The following is a 15412-nucleotide window of genomic DNA, read 5'->3' as shown; positions in this document are numbered from 1 at the left end:
GAAGCGCTTCACGGCGGATGCTTCAGGCATCGGACGCCACCGTCCCGGACGTTCGCGCGGAGACGAGCCGGACGAAAACCTCGACGATCTCCGGGTCGAAGATCGTTCCGGCCCCCTTCCGGATCCGGTCGAGCGCTTCCTGCGGGGCGAGGACGTGTCCGCCATCCTCTTCCGTCATCGAGACGAAGCTCTCCGCGATCCGGACGATCCGCGACGCAAGGGGAATTTCCACGCCGCTGATGCCTCTGGGATACCCGGACCCGTCCCAGTTCTCGTGATGGTTGAGGACTCCTTCGGCGAGATCGAGCGTATCGTCGAAAAGGTTGAGGATCCGGAACCCCACGACGGGGTGCTGCTGGAACGCCTCGATTTCCTCCTTCGTTCTCGGAGTGCGAACGTGCGCCGTGCCGCCGGTCAGGGCGATCTTCCCGATGTCGTGCAGCAGACCGGTTTCCCGGAGTTTGCGGATCTCGGTCTCGGGCATTCCCATCGCCGTTCCGATTTCCCGGCACAGACCGCTGACGAGAAGGGCGTGCCGCTTCTCCCAAGGGTTCTCCGAATGGAACGTTTCGACGATCGTGTCGATCATACCGGAGGCGACAGCCTTTCGATCCAGCGTCTTCGTCCGGTACATCGCGTCCTCGGCGTTCCTGAGCGTCTCCTCGATGGACTGCCGGGCCTCCGTCTTCGTGTCGAATCCCACGGAGACGCTCGCCCTGATCGCGACGATCGTCTCCTTCGCGAACTCGCGCCCGATCCGCTCGACGATCCGCGCGGCCTCCTCCGGTTCCGTCTTCGCGAGAAGGATCGCGAACTCGTCGCCGCCGACGCGGGAGATCACGTCGCTCTCCCGGCAGACGCGCCTGAGGATCCCGGCCGCCTTCCGGAGAAGTTCGTCCCCGGCGGCGTGTCCGAAGATGTCGTTCGTGAGCTTCAGGCCGTTGACGTCGCCGAAGACGATCGAGACGGGCAGATTTTCCGGGACGTCGATCCTGCGGAGTTCGCTCTCGAAGAACATCCGGTTGCTCAGCCCCGTCAGGACGTCGTGGAGACTCAGGTAGCCGATGCGCTCCTCGTTTTCGCGCCGATCGGTGTCGTCGAGGAAGGTGACGACGACGCCGACGATCTCACCGTTTCTGAACTGCGGATACGAGAAGTATTCGACGTAGAAACAGGTTCCGTCGGCTCTCCGGAAAACCTCTCCGTCGACATGGATCCCCTCGCCGGACGCGAACGCGCGGAAGATTCTGCACTCCTGCGATGAAACCGGCGTCCCGTCGGGACGGGAGTGGTGGATCGCGTCGTGCATGTTCCGGCCGATCAGGTCGGACTCGCGGGCGTACCCGAGCATTTTCAGGCCGCTCGCGTTGCGCCGCGCGCCGTAGTATTCTCCGGCTTCGGAACCGTAGCTGAAGCTGTAGACGAACTCCGGCTGCGCGCGAAGAACCCCGGTGAAGAAGCGCTCCCGCTCCGCGGCGTCATCGAGATCGACGACACCGCTTTCTATGGCGGCCCGGTGGACTTCGTTCATCGACAGCGGCGTCGCGAGATGCGAGTCGATCTTTCCGAAGATGTCCTCGTTCATGTCGAGCGCGAGTTTTTTCGACACGCTCCGCGCCGAAGAAAACCAGTTCGAGAACACGATGAAGCCGACGGAGGCGGTCGTGATCGCCATGAGTGCGACGAAAACGACGACGATGACGCTTCTGATCGACATATCCCGTGTCGCCACGCCGCCACCTCCGCTTCGCGCGTGGAATTCCACCCGCCTTCCGTCGCTCTTCCGTGCACCGCACGATCACGAAGCAGACAGGCCGGACGTCACGCGCTTTCCGTGCCGTATGACGCGTATTGTAGCAAAAACGCGCCGATCCCGGAGATTCTTCCCGGTGGGCCGCGAACGCGGCGCCGTCCGAAGGCCCGATGGTGTATTCTTGAGAAACGCTTCGACAAGCGTCGCGGAAGCTTGGGAGTTGTTTCTCCTGCACCCGAGATGTGTGGTCTTTTCTTCAGAAGATGGGAGTGATGCCGAAATGACGGAATCCGGACAATCCCGGACGCAGTTCAGCGAAGAGGACCGGACCGCCCTGGTCCTTCTGCGGCATCTGTGCGCGACCATCGGGAGCGCCAACGACGCCGACGATCACGGGTACTCCGACGACGCTCGGAGGATGCGCGAGGAGTCCGTCGAGTCGATCCGGAATCTGGCGGCGCAGCACCCCTTCATTTCGGAGCGCTTCCCGACGCTGGAGCGGGACATCGAGACCGGACGAATCTTCATCTTCGCCTGGAGCGAGATCTGCAACGCGGCAAGCGCGCTTTTGAACGGATCTTCGGACGGCGACGGAAACGCGCGACACGACGCCAATGAACGGAGGCATACCATGCAGAACGGAGAATCGCACGAGGCACTCCGGACACAATGCGGCACATGCTCGGGGCTGAAGGACGAGGAATACGCATTCCTGAAATGCGGCCGGCAGGAGAGCAGCACATCGCTGCCCGCCGCCGCCGGATCGCTCGAAATCGTCCGGGATTTCAAGCCTCTGAGCAGCCGCGCGCTGCAGCTCAGGCGGTGCCCCGAGTGCGGCGCGTATTTCCTCTACCGAAGCGACTACGAGTACCTGACCAACGGGACGGAGGACGAAGAGTTCCTGACGCGGCTGACGGACGAGCAGGTCGCCGAATGGCTCGAGCGGCCCGTGCAGCCCTGACGGCCGCGCGTTTCCGACGGAGCCCGGGAGCGCCCCCGGTCACGGACGATCCTCGCTCCCTTCCCGTCCGCTCTCCTGCCGGATCCGCTCGACGAGGGCGTCGATGTCGTCCCTTTCGCCGGAGATGAGAAGACGGTCTCCTCCGCCGATGACCGTGTCGGCCGTCGGGAAGAGGAATTTTCCGTCCCGCGCGAAGAGAAGCACCATGACGTTGTACGTCTTTCTGAAATGAAGTTCCGAGAGCGTCTTTCCCACCATCTCGGCGAGAGGCGCCACCTCGCCGATGAAAAACGAGCTTCCCGATATCTGGCTGAACGACGAGATCCACGGGTGGACGATCTGCTCCGCCACCCTCTTTCCGATATCCCTCTCGGGGAAGATCACCTTCTGCGCCCCGACCCGCGACAGGATCCGGGCGTGGAGTGCGCTTTGCGCCCGCGCGATGACGAGGGGGACCCCGAGCCCTTTCAGGATGGTGGTCGCCAGGATGCTCGCCTCGAGACTCTCGCCGATGGCGACGACGCCGACGTCGACTTCCTTGGCGCCGACTTTGACCAGGGCGTCTTCGTCCGTCACGTCGACCTGCGCGGCGATATCGACGTAGTCGGAGACGGACGCGACCCGTTCGCGGTCGGTATCCACGGCGACGACGTACTGGGAGATGGCCGAGAGCTGTTCGCACAGAGCCGTACCGAAGCGCCCGAGCCCCGCGACGAGAACCGTCTGTTTCCGCTTCATCATGAATGCATCTCCTTATCCCACGGGAATATGCGTTTCCGCGTACGAGACGCGCGACGGAGCCTCCCGCGCGGCGATTCCGTACATGAACGTCAGGATGCCGACCCGGCCCCAGAACATCAGAAGAACGATCATCACCTTTCCCGCCGGGGAGAGCGACGACGTGATCCCCAGGGAGAGCCCCACCGTCCCGAGCGCGGACGCGACCTCGAACGCGAGCGCCCTGAACGGGTGCGTTTCGAGGACCGCGAGCACCGTTATCCCGATGAGGATCGTGAGCGTGTAGAGGACCGCCAGCGTGAACGCGAGCGAGACGTTCTCCCGGCCGACCGAGCGGTTGCCGACGACGAGTTCGTCCCGTCCGCGGATTTCCCTGGCGGTCGACAGCATCAGCAGGGCGAAGCTCGTCGTCTTGATTCCGCCGCCCGTCGAACCTGGGGACGCTCCGATGATCATCAGCAGGATCGTGAAGAACGCGCCGAGGGATGTCAGCCTGTCCATCGGGATCGTGTTGAACCCGGCGGTACGGGGGGAAACGCTGTGGAAGAGTGCGTTCCACAGCTTCCACCTCCACGAATGCCCCGCGAGGGCGCCGTTCCAGTCCGAGACGCAGATCGCGAGCGCACCTCCGACGACGAGAAGAGCCGACACGGCGACGACGAGCCGCGAGTGCGCCGAGAGTCGTCCCCCGCGGTGAAGCAGGGAGTTCCGGATGTCGTCGATGACGAGAAACCCCGCTCCGCCCAGGAGAATGAGCGTCATGACGGTCAGCGGAATCGTGACGGTCCCGGAAAACCGCTGAAGGCTGTCCGAAAAAGGTGAAAACCCGGCGTTGCAGAAGGCGCTGACGCTGTGGAAGACGGCCAGATAGAGCGATCTCGGCCCCGGAAACGAGCTCCTGAACGCGAAGAACATCGGGATCGCGCCCATCGCTTCGATGAACACCGTGATGAGGACGACCTTCTTCGCGAGCCGGACCGCTCCGGACGGCGAATCGAGCCCGAGCCCGCCGGAGAAGAGCATTCTCTGGCGGATTCCGATGCGCCGCCGGAACGCGTACAGGAGGGCCGTGGTCGCGGTCATGACGCCCAGTCCGCCGAGCTGGATGAGGACGAGAATCACGATCTGCGATGCCTGCGAAAAGTCCGTCCCCGTGTCGAGCGTCGACAGGCCGGTGACGCAGACGGCGGATGTTGCGGTGAAGAGACAGTCCAGCAGCGGCACGCGGCGGTACGGCATGTTTCCGAACCACAGCGCGAAGGTTCCCGCAAGGATGACCGCCAGAAAGCCGAAGACGATCATCCGCTCGATTCTGAACGAGCTGTATATTTTCATATCGCCTGCGTCGCCTCGCCCGTGTCGGATCCGTCCCCGTCGCCGGTCCGGAAATCGGCGGCGACGCGATATCCCACGCCGGGTTCCGTGCGGATCAGCCGCGGTTTCGACGGATCGGGCTCGATCTTTCGCCGGAGATTGCTCATCGTGACCTGGAGCAGGTGTCGTTCCCCGAGATACCCGTCTCCCCAGACGGCCCGGATGATCTGCGCGTGCGTCAGCACCTTGCCCGTGTTCCTGAGGAGCGCGCGAAGGAGGTCGTACTCGATCGGCGACAGGGAGACGGGCTCCCCGTGAAGCGTCACGACGCGGCACTCGAGATCCACCCGAAGATCCCCCCTCTCGAAAACGGGTTGCCGGACTTCTCCCCCCTGCGTCCGGAGAACGGCGCGGATCCGCGCGGCGAGTTCCCCTTCGCCGAACGGCTTCGTGACGTAGTCGTTCGCCCCCGCGTCGAGCGCGGCGACCTTCTGCTCCTCCGCGTCCCGGACGGAGAGGACGATGACGGGAACTTCGCTCCACTCGCGAAGCCGCCTGATGACCTCCACTCCGTCGACGTCGGGGAGACCGAGGTCGAGAATCACGAGATCGGGCCGGAACGACGCGACCGCGGAAAGACCGAGCTCGCCGGTTTCGGCCTCCCGGACGTCGTATCCCCTCGCGCCGAGGGAAACCCGGAGAAACCGACGGATCGACCGTTCGTCATCCACAACGAGAACCCGAAGTCCTTCCATCATGCCTCCACCTCCTCGCACGCCGGCAACACGACGCGGAAAACCGTTCCTCCCCCGTCGCGGGGAAGGACTTCGACGGTTCCGCCGTGCGCCTCCGTCACGGCCTGGCATATCGAGAGCCCGAGTCCAGTCCCGCCTCCGTCGCCATCGCCGTCGCCGATCCTGTAGAACTTTTCGAAGATCCGTTCCCGGTGCTGCGCCGGGATCCCCTTTCCGCGATCCGCGACGTCGAGAACGACGTTCCGCCCCTCCACGCGAAGCGTCACGTCGATCGGCGCCCCTTCGGGGGAATAGCGCGCGGCGTTTTCGAGAAGGTTGCCGACCACGAGGTCCATCAGCCCCGGATCGACCGACGCGATTGGAACGGCGTCGCACCGCACGGAAACCGGGTGCGCCACTATGGCGCCGCGAAGGTTCTCGACGCTCTCGTCGACGATATCCCGCAGATCGGTCGGAAATCGGTGCAGCGTCAGGCGCCCCGCCTCGATCCGGCTCATCCCGAGCAGGTTTCCGACCAGCCTGTTCAGCCTGGCCGCCTCGTCTCCGGCGGAATCGAGAAGCTCGCGCCTGTCTTCCGGCGGAAGCACGAAGTCCCCGTCGGTCCGTTCGGCCTCGCGCAGCGCGCTGATAACTCCCGTAATGGTGGCGAGCGGCGTCCGGAATTCGTGGGAGATCGAACTCAGGAGCGCCTCCTGAAGACGCTCCCGCTCCCGCGCGATCTCCCCCTCGCGCGCCGCGGCGGCGAGCCGCTCGCGGTCGAGCGCCGCCGAGGCCTGCAACAGGAAGACGTCGAGCAGGCGTCTCGTATCGCCGGCGAACGGAGGCCGGCCTCCTCCCGAAAGCGCCAGGACGCCGGGAGCGCGATCGGTTCCCGGAAGCGGACACAGCGGCAGGAAGGTCGCCTCGACCGGAACGAAGGCATCCGTTCCCTGTCCGCAGGGGGCCATGTGCCGGACGCTCCATTCAACATTCGCGGGAAAATCGGAAGATTCCCAGAACCCTTCCGTCGATTCGGCAAGACGGTGCGCTCCGGCCCCGTCGGGAAGATACAGGCCGACGTCGCGTCCGAAGAGGCGCGCCGCATGTCTCACGATCACGGAGGCGACGTTCGCCGAAGCCCCGGACAGCTCCCCGATGAACTCGTACAACGCCCTGGCCTCGGCCTCGCGGCGCCGGGCGAAGTCCTCGCGCTCCCGCGATCTCGAGGCGAGCGCGCTCACGACGAGGCTGACGAAGAGCAGTCCGACGAACGTGATGACGTACTGGGAGTCGTCGACGGCGAGCGTATACATCGGAGGAACGAGGAAGAAATCGAAGGCCAGCACTCCGAGGATCGAAGCGAAGATCGACGGGCCCCGGCCGTAGGCGAGCGCCGAGACGACCGAGACGAACAGATAGGCCATCGCGAGATTCGTGAGGGCGAAGGCGCTCCGGAGGACGAACCCGAGAAGCGTCGCCGCTCCCACGAGCAACGCCGCCCTGAGATAGGGAAACGCGGGAACGGCTCCCGCTCCCAACGTACGGATTCTTTCGAACATACGCGACACGGACATCCCCCCGTCGGATGTAGTGTCGCATCAACCGAAAAACCTGTCCAGTCCTGAGACAAGAACGGAAAGACAGAACTCCGCGCTCCGGAAATAGACGAACGTCGCGAACAGCCCCGCCGCGCCCGATGCGAACAGAAGCCGGCGATATCCCCTCTTTCGTGACGGCGAAGCGATTTCGACGCCCCGGAGAAGCACGAGAATCCCGGCGAGCATGACGACCGCGTTGAACAGGATCGCAAGCGGCACCAGGTGCGCCGCGCCGGAAAGGCCGAGGATGTCCCACGTCCGAAGTTCCGGTACCGCCCCGGCGAGGACTGCCGGGAGGAGGATGGCGCACTTCGACGCGTCGACGGCGAACCCGAAGAACGTCAGCAGCGACCGGATCGCGGCGAACTTCTTCCCCGTCGCCACCGCATCCCGCAGTCGTGCCGCGCACTCGTCGACGGTCAGAAAATCCACCGCGGCCTCCGCGCGGGACGAGAGGACGACATCCACGCACCCGGGATCCTCCGGCGACATCGCCGCACGAACGCGCCCCTTCGCGCGCTGCGCGGCACATGGATCCTCCCCGGCGACACGCGCCCGGATCGGAACGAAATCGTCGATCCCGGCCTCGGCCGCGGCGGAAGCGACGGTCGCCTCATCGGCCGAATCGACCAGAATCGTCCGAACGCCCCACCGGCGGAGCGACCTCATCGGCTCCAGAACGCTCTCGCGCAGCGCGCGCCGCAGGTGGACCGCGCCCAGAACCTCGGTTCCGTCGGTGACGAGAAGCGGAACGCCTCCCGACCGCACGATATCGTCCACGACATGGCGCACTGCGCGCGGAATCTCCTCTTCCGCGTCTTCCAGGGAACGAAAGACCTCCCCGGGCGTCCCCTTTCCGAATCGGCCGCCTTCGGCCTCGTTCCGGACGCAATCGTCCTCTCCGGATTCCGCGAGGCGCCTCGAACACGCGAGAATCGCCTTTCCGAAGGGCGTCTCGTCGTCAAGGGACGCGCATCTGGCCGCCCGGAGCAGAACCTCGACATCGATCTTCGGCGCAGGAATGAACTCCTCCACCCGCAGCGCCGACTTAAAAACCGAAGAAAGCCCTTCGAGGACCACCGTATCGACCTTCGCGGACTTTTCGAGCGCGTCGCGCGATACCGGAACGATTCCCCTCGCGGCAAGCTCGCGCCTCCAGCAGAGCCGGACAAACGGCAGGATGCCGAGTGTCGTCGGAATCAGGCACGCGACGAGCGCGAGCAGCCGAACGGCCGTCACCCCGCCCGCTCCGTGCGGCGCCCCGGTCAGGGCGAACGCCGCGAACGTCAGCATCAGTGCGATCGACACGAACGAAACGAGAAAGAGCAGGACGCTCCGGACGATATCGTCCGGATGGTCGTCCGGCTCCGGCAGTCGCGAACTCCAGGGGCGGGGCGAATCGACGCGGCCGGCGGACAGGCACACGGCGACGAGAAGACACAGCATTCCCGCCGGATACCCCGCGAACGACGCGCCTTCGCCCGTATCGCACCCGAAGAGGGCGCACCCCCACGCGCTCGCCAGCAGGACGGCCGCGACGCAGATCGCCGGAAAAACCGGAATCGCCGACGCGGTCCGTACAAACGCATCCCGAAACGACGCATGTCGCAGACCGGAAGGAAATTCCTCTTCGAAAAACGTCTCTTCATGAACCATATGAATCACACCTCCCGGGTATCCGGAAACAGGATACCGTTTCCGCCGTCAAGGCAGGAGCAAGGATGAGCCGCGAACGCTCAAAAAATCGTCAAAACGGACGGAGGACGTACGATTCATCCGATTCGCTTGACGTTCCGGCCATTTGTGACTATTCTTATGAAAATCTGATGCGGGGGAGCTCGCGCGAACGCGGGCTGAGAGGATGGCGCGGCGCCGTCGACCCTTGAACCTGATCCGGGTAATGCCGGCGGAGGGAAGGATCGCAGTATCGTTGACGGAGGGCCGTCCTCGCCGGCAGGCAGGGACGGCTTTTTTCGTATCCCTCGCCGGCCCGCGCCCCCGAAACAACCGGAGGTGCGTTCACATGAGGGCATTCGATCTGTCGGTCTACCTGCTCACCCACCCCGTCGACGACCTGCTCGACAGGGTGCGCGATTCGATCGCCGGAGGCGCGACGCTGATCCAGTACCGCGACAAGGTCCACGGAGACCGCGAGTTTCTGGACACGGGCAGGCGCGTTCGCGACATCGCCCGCGCGGCCTCGATTCCGTTCATCGTCAACGACCGCGTCGACCTCGCGCTCGCGCTCGACGCGGACGGCGTCCATCTCGGACAGGAAGACATCGAGGCCGGACGCGCCCGCGCGCTCATCGGGCCGGACAGGATCCTCGGGATATCGACGAGCTCCGTCGACGAGGCGAGGAGGGCCATCGCGGCCGGGGCGAACTATCTCGGCGTCGGCGACGTCTTCGGCACCGCGACGAAGAACAAGGAAGAAGGGCCCATCGGCGTCGAAGGTCTCCGCGAGATCGCCCGGGCCGTCGCGATCCCTATCGTGGCGATCGGCGGCGTGACGCTCGAAAACGCGCCCCTCGCGATCCGCGCGGGCGCCTCGGGCGTCTCCGTGATTTCGGCGATTCTGTTCGCCCCCGATTCCCGCACGGCGACGGAGGGCCTGGCTCGAGCCGTCCGGACGGCGTTCGCGGAACGGGCGTGCCGGCAATGATCCCGTCCGGCGCCGACGCCCTCCGGGAGGCGGCCGCGCGCGCCCTTTCGGCGCTCCACGCGACGCACCCGTGCATCAACCACATCACGAACTTCGTCGTGATGAACGACACCGCGAACATCACGATCATGACAGGAGCCCGCCCAGTAATGGGGCACGCGCTCGAGGAGGCCGGTCTCTTCGCGACCGACGCCCTCGTGATCAACGCGGGCAACGCGACCTTCACGGACTGGAACGAGGCCATGATCCGATGCAGTCACGAGGCGTACGGTCGAAACCGCCCCGTCGTTCTCGACCCCGTCGGAATCGGCGCCAACGAGGTGCGGACGCGCATGATCCGGAGAATCCTCGCCGAGGGACACGTCGATATCATCCGCGGCAACCAGGGGGAGATCGGCGCTCTCTCGGGCCTCGGAGGACGGGTCCGGGGCGTCGACGCGATCGTCGGACTCGACGATCCGGCGAAAGCCGTCGCGGCCCTCGCGCTTTCGACCGGCGCGGTCTGCGCCGTCGGCGGCGAGTCCGATTACGTCTCCGACGGGCGACGGACGGCGCGCATCCGCTCGGGGCACCGGTACCTGACGATGCTCACGGGAACGGGATGCATGGCGACATCGGTCATCGCGGCCTTCGCGGCCGTCGAGCGGGACTATTTCGCCGCCGCCTGCGCGGCCCTCGGGATGTACCGCCTCGCGGCGGAGCGTGCCGGTCGCGCGGCGGGGGGCCCCGGAACGTTCCGCGCGCTGCTTCTCGACGAAATGGCAAACATGGCGCCGGACGACCTCGGCGAAAACCTTCCCGCGGAGATGGTCGCATGAAACTCCACGAGATCGGGGAATTCGGCCTGATCGACCGGCTCGCCGCGATCCTGCCGCAGGACGGAAAGCGAGTCGTTCTCGCCGTCGGCGACGACTGCGCCGTCCTCGACATGGGCTCCCCGTCGGACCCCGGGCGCGGGTACTGGGTGTGGACCACCGACGCGTCGATCGAGAACCGGCACTACCTGCCCTGGCTCGCCACGCCCGAACAGATCGGATACAAGGTCATGATCACGAACCTGAGCGACGTCGCGTCGATGGGTGCAAGCCCGCGCTTCGCGACCGTGTCGCTCTCCGCGCCCGCCGACGGGTCGGTCGAATGGACGGAGGGGCTCTACCGGGGTCTCGCGGCCGCGGCCGCCGCGAACGGAACCGTCATCGTCGGCGGCAACACGACGCGGTCGCCGATAGGGTTTTCAGTCGATGTCGGGCTTCTCGGCGAGGTCGAACGCGACCGGCTGATGCTCCGCAGCGGCGCGCGTCCCGGCGACGCCCTGCTCGTCACGGACACGGTCGGCGACGCCTACTGCGGCCTCGAGTGCGTTTTCAAACCGCAGATACCGGTGCCGCAGGAGGCGCGCGATCACCTGATCCACCGGTACATCGCCCCGGCTTCGCGCGTCCGCGAGGGACGCGTCATCTCGGGCTCCCGCCTCGCGACCGCGATGATGGACGTCAGCGACGGTCTCGCGGGAGACGTCGCGCACATCTGCGAACGCAGCCGCGTCGGCGTAGAGATCGACGTCCGCGCGTTGCCCCTGTCGTCCGAAGTCCGCGCGTTCGCTTCGGCCGCGCGCGACGCGGGAATTTCACCGTTCCCCGCGTGGCGCTACGCGCTCGTCGGCGGCGACGACTACGGACTCCTGCTCACCTGCCCCGAACGCGAGGCGAAAGCGCTCGCGCGCCTCGTCGCCGACGAAACGGGAACGACGCTCACCCGTATCGGAACGGTCACGCCGCCGGAGAAGGGGCAAACGCTCGTCCTCGACGACGGCCGGACCGCTCCGCTCGACCTCGGGAGCTGGCAGCATTTCGGCATGGAGTGACCCGGGAACGTCCCAGAACGTAAACGCCTCCGGACGGGCAGCCTGTTCCCGCCGGAGGCGTGCTGCACAATAGCGAAAGCCGTATTCCCCTCCGCTATCCGAGCCCCAGAAGAAAAAACGATTGTTCCGACGCGACCGCCAGGAGGCGAAACCCTTCGGGGACGCGGCGTTCGGACAAGGATATCCGCTGTCAGGCATGAACGCAAGAGTAAGTATGATGACGGAAGTTCCTGGGGCCGCCTCCGAGAAGTTCGTCCTTTCAGCAGAAAGGAACGCGCTTCCGTGGCATAACCGCACCCCAGTGGCTTTCATGGGAGTAATATCCGAAATCCCATACTCCGCCGACCAACTGGAAACCGCAGACGCCGATCAATTCTCCGGTATTGTAACGTCCGTGAAGGGATATCGGACACACGGAAGTCGCCCAAGCGATGCGTGAATTTTCTCACAAATCGACGTCACGACACCACCCCTCCTATGGGACACAGATCGGAACAACGCCCATTCGCGATATGTGATATAACGAACCGGGAGGTGTTCGCATGGCAGACGAGGACATCCGATGGATGCAGCGGTGCGCGCATTTCGAGAAGGCGCTGTCGCAGCTCGTGGCGGCCGTCGATCTTTCGCGGACGCGACAGCTCTCGAAGCTCGAAGAGCAGGGGCTGATCCAGGCGTTCGAGTATACGCACGAGCTTGCGTGGAAGACATTGAAGGATTTTCTGGAATCCCGCGGCGTCGGAGACCTGTACGGTTCGAAGGATACGACGCGGGAGGCGTTCCGGACGGGGCTGATCGAAAACGGCGACGCCTGGATGGATATGATCGCGAGCCGCAACCTGACGTCGCACACCTATAACGAGGACACTGCGGCCCACATTGTCGCCGCGATCACCGGTTCGTACGCCACGGAGTTCGGGGCGCTCCGGAATAAACTCGAGGACCTTCGGCGGGAAAAACAATGACGTTCGGCCTGAGCGACGCTACGATCGAAAAAATCCGTTCGGTCTTCGCGCGCCACCCACAGGTGGAGAAGGTCGTTCTCTACGGTTCGCGCGCGAAGGGAACGTTTCGGAACGGCTCGGATATCGACCTTACGCTGTTCGGCGACGACCTGACGTACGAAATGCTCTGCCGGATCAGCCGGGAACTCGACGATCTGCTTCTCCCCCATTCGTTCGACCTTTCCCTGTTCGCGCACATACGCGACGCCGACGTCGTCGACCACATCCGGCGCGTCGGCGTCGCGTTCTACGAGAAGACCGATCCCTTCGGAGGTGCGAAAAGCGACGGCGGCAGGCGCTGATCCGGTTTTCGGGGTCCATGCTGCGCCAGCCGCCGCCGGCACGTCAGCAATACTCCGATAGAAAGACGGGGTGGTCTCTCTCCGAGAAGGAGATGAGATGCCGCGTGAGGTAGTGAAGAACGACACAGACGTAGGCTTCGTGTGGAACAAGGAACGGCAGGAATATATACCGACAAGAGCATTCGTGACGGTCTGTTCCAGATGGGGAGTCCACGCATTTCCCGATTATCCACGGAGAGCGAGGTGAGCTGGAATGTCCTTGACGGTTGGCCTGCTTACGAAGTCGAAATCGTACGAGGCGATTCCGAACATCCAAAAGGCAGGAAAATCGTTTTCATCGATTCGGAGATCGAGTCTGCTGAAGAACTTGAACCGACCAGCGAGCAACACGATGTAGAAGCCACTATTCGAAGCCGACCCATCCTCGGGTGGGCGGTTTTTTTTACGGGCTTCTCTCAGCCGAGGATGGACGTAGGTTTATCGTGACAAGAGACGGATTCCGGAAAACACCTCGTCGTCGCTTTTTGCGAACCGCGGCAGGTTCGGAAAAAAACAGCCCCGCTCGGACTCGACTCGAGCCCAGCGGAGCTGTTTTATGCACCTTCTATTCCTGAACAGGAACATTATCCGGCATGACGCGGAGCAATGCGCCAGACAATTGTCATTCATTCCACTCAGGCGCTCCCCAGGAATCCGAGGTTCCTCCAGAGGACGTCGAGGTATTCGTTCATGTTCAGTCGCGCAAGTTTTTCGCGGATCCCGGGATCGAGCGATTCAAGATCGCGCGCGTCGCGGATCGCCGTGGTTTCATCCATCGAAAAGGACTCTCCGGAAAAGACGGGGTTCATGCGGCCCGCGTTTTCCGGACACACGGTCTGACAGCGGAGACACCCGACGAGCGCGTTGTGCCACGAACGCGGAATATCCGCCATATCATCTTCGGCCGACTCGTTCGCGAACGTCAGACAGCGGTCGGCGCCGACGATGAAGCACCCCTCCGTGAAACAGCCGGCCGGACAGCTCCGAACGCACGCGCCGCACGACGAACACCGGTCCATGACGCAGGGTTCCCCCCAGCAATCCGTCCCCGTTCCGAGCGGCAGGGAGCAGTAGAAGGCCGCAAGACGCGCCGCGCTCCCCATTCCCTCGACGTAGCACAGGTTGTTCCGCCCGTAAAGAGCGAGCCCGCTTCGCGCCGCGAGAACCTTTCGCGGTCCGAGGGCGGGTTCGATCCGGGCCGCGCCCGCCGAGTCCCGGAGAAGCGAAAGCGCCCGGCTTTCGTCCCGACCGTAGACGTACGTCGGCGGGATTGCCGCCTGGACGGGGCCGTCCCCGATATCGAAGAGAACGACGCTTACGGAAGACGAAATCGCCACGACAAAAAGGCTCTTCGCCCACTCCGGCGTCGCGAGATACTCAGGAGCGACGTATCTCCCGAAAAAGCGCGTCGAGACGCGCGGATCCGTCTCCCCGCGCCGGCATCGTTCCGTCACGTCGCCGCACGCCTCGCGAGCTCTCCCGGGCCGCACGGCGACTGCCTTCATCCCCGCCTCTTCGAGCGCGGGCAGAAGATCTTCCGCATACCGCATCGCGTCAGTCACTCCCTTCCCGTGACGTCAGTCCCGGGGGCATTCGGTTACTTCAGCCACTTCTCGAAGAGCCGGTCGAGGTCGCCGCGGAGCTTCGCGTCGTTCCAGAGGAAGTTCATGATCTTGAGAAACGCCGGGTCGTCGTCGCGGATGAAGAAGCCCATGAAGCTGATCTTCGTGAGCGGCTTGTCCGTGAACGCGCCGTAGAGCCGGTCGTCCTTGCGGGCGTAGACCACGGCCTCGTACGTCTCGGAGATCATCACGTCGCCTCTGCCTTCCGCGATCATCGCGGGGATTTCCGCGTTGGCCGGATGGACGACGACTTTCGCCTTTTTGAAGTTCGCCTTCACGAAACGCTCGTTCGAGCCGCCGGGGTTGACGATGACGGTCGTCTCGGGGACGTCCATCTTTTCGAGCGACGTGAATTTCTCTTTGTCGGTCGTACGGATGATCGCGACCTTGCCGTTGGGCGCGTACGGGGGCAGAAAATCGCCCTTCAGCATCCTGGCGAGTCCCCGCGTGATGCCGCCGACCGCGATGTCGAACTTGTCGCCGAGGTAGTCCTCCATGAGCTTCGGCCACGACGTGGCGACGTATTCGACCTTCACGCCGAGGTCCGCGGCAAGCAGCTCGACGAGGTCGATGTCGTGCCCCTCGTACTTGCCCGTCGTCGTGTCGAGCATCGCGAAGGGGCGATAGTCCCCCGGAGTTCCGACACGAAGGATCTTCGTTTCCATGACCCGGTCGAGCCGCGCCCCCGCGGACGCGCAGGCCGCGAAGAGGACGACGGCCACAAGACCGAGAATCGCCGCGATTCCGAGCGCTTTTCTGGTGCGAACCATCCGAAACACCTCCGCTTTGAAAAATTTCGTCAATTCTGAGGGTATTTT

Annotated in this window: 14 protein-coding genes and 1 riboswitch; of the genes, 6 read left to right on the top strand and 8 right to left on the bottom strand. The window is 64.5% G+C overall.

Going from position 1 to position 15412, the window contains the following annotated elements:
- Positions 1–22: 22 nt before the first annotated feature.
- Entirely contained in the window at positions 23–1732 is a 1710-nt protein-coding gene (locus ACZ5IU_RS07340; protein WP_464421541.1) for a sensor domain-containing diguanylate cyclase/phosphohydrolase, read from the bottom strand.
- Positions 1733–2033: 301 nt separating this feature from the next.
- On the opposite strand from ACZ5IU_RS07340, the gene ACZ5IU_RS07335 reads away from it, so the two are divergent.
- Positions 2034–2714: a hypothetical protein gene (locus ACZ5IU_RS07335; RefSeq protein ID WP_464421540.1), complete on the top strand. Its 681-nt coding sequence runs from the start codon at positions 2034–2036 to the stop codon at positions 2712–2714.
- Positions 2715–2753: 39 nt separating this feature from the next.
- Here ACZ5IU_RS07335 and ACZ5IU_RS07330 read toward each other — a convergent pair whose 3' ends face one another.
- The 5 genes from ACZ5IU_RS07330 to ACZ5IU_RS07310 are packed head-to-tail and all read right to left on the bottom strand — an operon-like array spanning position 2754 to position 8754.
- The gene (locus ACZ5IU_RS07330) at positions 2754–3455 is read right to left on the bottom strand and encodes a potassium channel family protein (protein ID WP_464421539.1); all 702 of its coding nucleotides are present in this window, start codon (positions 3453–3455) and stop codon (positions 2754–2756) included.
- Positions 3456–3467: 12 nt separating this feature from the next.
- Positions 3468–4787, bottom strand: coding sequence for a TrkH family potassium uptake protein (locus ACZ5IU_RS07325; RefSeq protein WP_464421538.1), 1320 nt, complete (start codon positions 4785–4787; stop codon positions 3468–3470).
- Positions 4784–5524 carry a response regulator gene (locus ACZ5IU_RS07320; protein ID WP_464421537.1) on the bottom strand — a complete coding sequence of 247 codons (741 nt, stop codon included), beginning with the start codon at positions 5522–5524 and terminating at the stop codon, positions 4784–4786. Before ACZ5IU_RS07320 ends, ACZ5IU_RS07325 begins: the two co-directional genes overlap by 4 nt.
- Positions 5521–7059 carry an ATP-binding protein gene (locus ACZ5IU_RS07315; RefSeq protein ID WP_464421536.1) on the bottom strand — a complete coding sequence of 513 codons (1539 nt, stop codon included), beginning with the start codon at positions 7057–7059 and terminating at the stop codon, positions 5521–5523. The genes ACZ5IU_RS07320 and ACZ5IU_RS07315 overlap by 4 nt, the downstream gene beginning before the upstream one ends.
- 39 nt (positions 7060–7098) lie before the next feature.
- A complete protein-coding gene (locus ACZ5IU_RS07310; RefSeq protein ID WP_464421535.1) occupies positions 7099–8754 on the bottom strand; it encodes a hypothetical protein in 1656 nt (551 codons plus the stop codon).
- 164 nt (positions 8755–8918) lie between these two features.
- Positions 8919–9031: riboswitch (TPP riboswitch) on the top strand.
- A gap of 90 nt (positions 9032–9121) precedes the next feature.
- Between ACZ5IU_RS07310 and thiE the strand changes: the two genes are divergently transcribed.
- The 5 genes from thiE to ACZ5IU_RS07285 all read left to right on the top strand — a co-directional run bounded on the left by thiE (position 9122) and on the right by ACZ5IU_RS07285 (position 12933).
- Positions 9122–9763 (top strand): thiamine phosphate synthase, encoded by a 642-nt coding sequence (gene thiE / locus ACZ5IU_RS07305; RefSeq protein WP_464421534.1) that lies wholly within the window; start codon positions 9122–9124, stop codon positions 9761–9763.
- On the top strand, positions 9760–10581 hold the full coding sequence (gene thiM, locus ACZ5IU_RS07300; RefSeq protein WP_464421533.1) for a hydroxyethylthiazole kinase: 822 nt from the start codon (positions 9760–9762) through the stop codon (positions 10579–10581). The genes thiE and thiM overlap by 4 nt, the downstream gene beginning before the upstream one ends.
- Positions 10578–11627 carry a thiamine-phosphate kinase gene (thiL, locus tag ACZ5IU_RS07295; protein WP_464421532.1) on the top strand — a complete coding sequence of 350 codons (1050 nt, stop codon included), beginning with the start codon at positions 10578–10580 and terminating at the stop codon, positions 11625–11627. The genes thiM and thiL overlap by 4 nt, the downstream gene beginning before the upstream one ends.
- Positions 11628–12169: 542 nt before the next feature.
- Positions 12170–12592, top strand: coding sequence for a nucleotidyltransferase substrate binding protein (locus ACZ5IU_RS07290; RefSeq protein ID WP_464421531.1), 423 nt, complete (start codon positions 12170–12172; stop codon positions 12590–12592).
- Positions 12589–12933: a nucleotidyltransferase domain-containing protein gene (locus ACZ5IU_RS07285; RefSeq protein WP_464421530.1), complete on the top strand. Its 345-nt coding sequence runs from the start codon at positions 12589–12591 to the stop codon at positions 12931–12933. Before ACZ5IU_RS07290 ends, ACZ5IU_RS07285 begins: the two co-directional genes overlap by 4 nt.
- A 674-nt stretch (positions 12934–13607) precedes the next feature.
- On the opposite strand, the gene ACZ5IU_RS07280 is transcribed toward ACZ5IU_RS07285, so the two are convergent.
- Both ACZ5IU_RS07280 and ACZ5IU_RS07275 read right to left on the bottom strand, forming a co-directional pair.
- Positions 13608–14522, bottom strand: a complete 915-nt coding sequence (locus ACZ5IU_RS07280; RefSeq protein ID WP_464421529.1) for a 4Fe-4S double cluster binding domain-containing protein — start codon at positions 14520–14522, stop codon at positions 13608–13610.
- A gap of 47 nt (positions 14523–14569) precedes the next feature.
- The gene (locus ACZ5IU_RS07275) at positions 14570–15364 is read right to left on the bottom strand and encodes a transporter substrate-binding domain-containing protein (protein ID WP_464421528.1); all 795 of its coding nucleotides are present in this window, start codon (positions 15362–15364) and stop codon (positions 14570–14572) included.
- Positions 15365–15412: the final 48 nt, after the last annotated feature.

The organism is Lactivibrio alcoholicus (genome assembly GCF_055390895.1).
The sequence above is the reverse complement of the archived record's forward strand: the minus strand, read 5'-3'. Positions and strand labels throughout refer to the sequence as shown.

Excerpts from the sequence above, each read along its gene's own strand:
- ACZ5IU_RS07325 (WP_464421538.1), bottom strand. The coding sequence starts at position 4,787 with ATGAAAATATACAGCTCGTTCAGAATCGAGCGGATGATCGTCTTCGGC.
- ACZ5IU_RS07310 (WP_464421535.1), bottom strand. The coding sequence starts at position 8,754 with ATGGTTCATGAAGAGACGTTTTTCGAAGAGGAATTTCCTTCCGGTCTG.
- ACZ5IU_RS07320 (WP_464421537.1), bottom strand. The coding sequence starts at position 5,524 with ATGATGGAAGGACTTCGGGTTCTCGTTGTGGATGACGAACGGTCGATC.
- ACZ5IU_RS07285 (WP_464421530.1), top strand. The coding sequence starts at position 12,589 with ATGACGTTCGGCCTGAGCGACGCTACGATCGAAAAAATCCGTTCGGTC.
- ACZ5IU_RS07280 (WP_464421529.1), bottom strand. The coding sequence starts at position 14,522 with ATGCGGTATGCGGAAGATCTTCTGCCCGCGCTCGAAGAGGCGGGGATG.
- ACZ5IU_RS07335 (WP_464421540.1), top strand. The coding sequence starts at position 2,034 with ATGACGGAATCCGGACAATCCCGGACGCAGTTCAGCGAAGAGGACCGG.
- thiE (WP_464421534.1), top strand. The coding sequence starts at position 9,122 with ATGAGGGCATTCGATCTGTCGGTCTACCTGCTCACCCACCCCGTCGAC.
- thiL (WP_464421532.1), top strand. The coding sequence starts at position 10,578 with ATGAAACTCCACGAGATCGGGGAATTCGGCCTGATCGACCGGCTCGCC.
- ACZ5IU_RS07275 (WP_464421528.1), bottom strand. The coding sequence starts at position 15,364 with ATGGTTCGCACCAGAAAAGCGCTCGGAATCGCGGCGATTCTCGGTCTT.
- ACZ5IU_RS07290 (WP_464421531.1), top strand. The coding sequence starts at position 12,170 with ATGGCAGACGAGGACATCCGATGGATGCAGCGGTGCGCGCATTTCGAG.
- ACZ5IU_RS07330 (WP_464421539.1), bottom strand. The coding sequence starts at position 3,455 with ATGATGAAGCGGAAACAGACGGTTCTCGTCGCGGGGCTCGGGCGCTTC.
- thiM (WP_464421533.1), top strand. The coding sequence starts at position 9,760 with ATGATCCCGTCCGGCGCCGACGCCCTCCGGGAGGCGGCCGCGCGCGCC.
- ACZ5IU_RS07315 (WP_464421536.1), bottom strand. The coding sequence starts at position 7,059 with ATGTTCGAAAGAATCCGTACGTTGGGAGCGGGAGCCGTTCCCGCGTTT.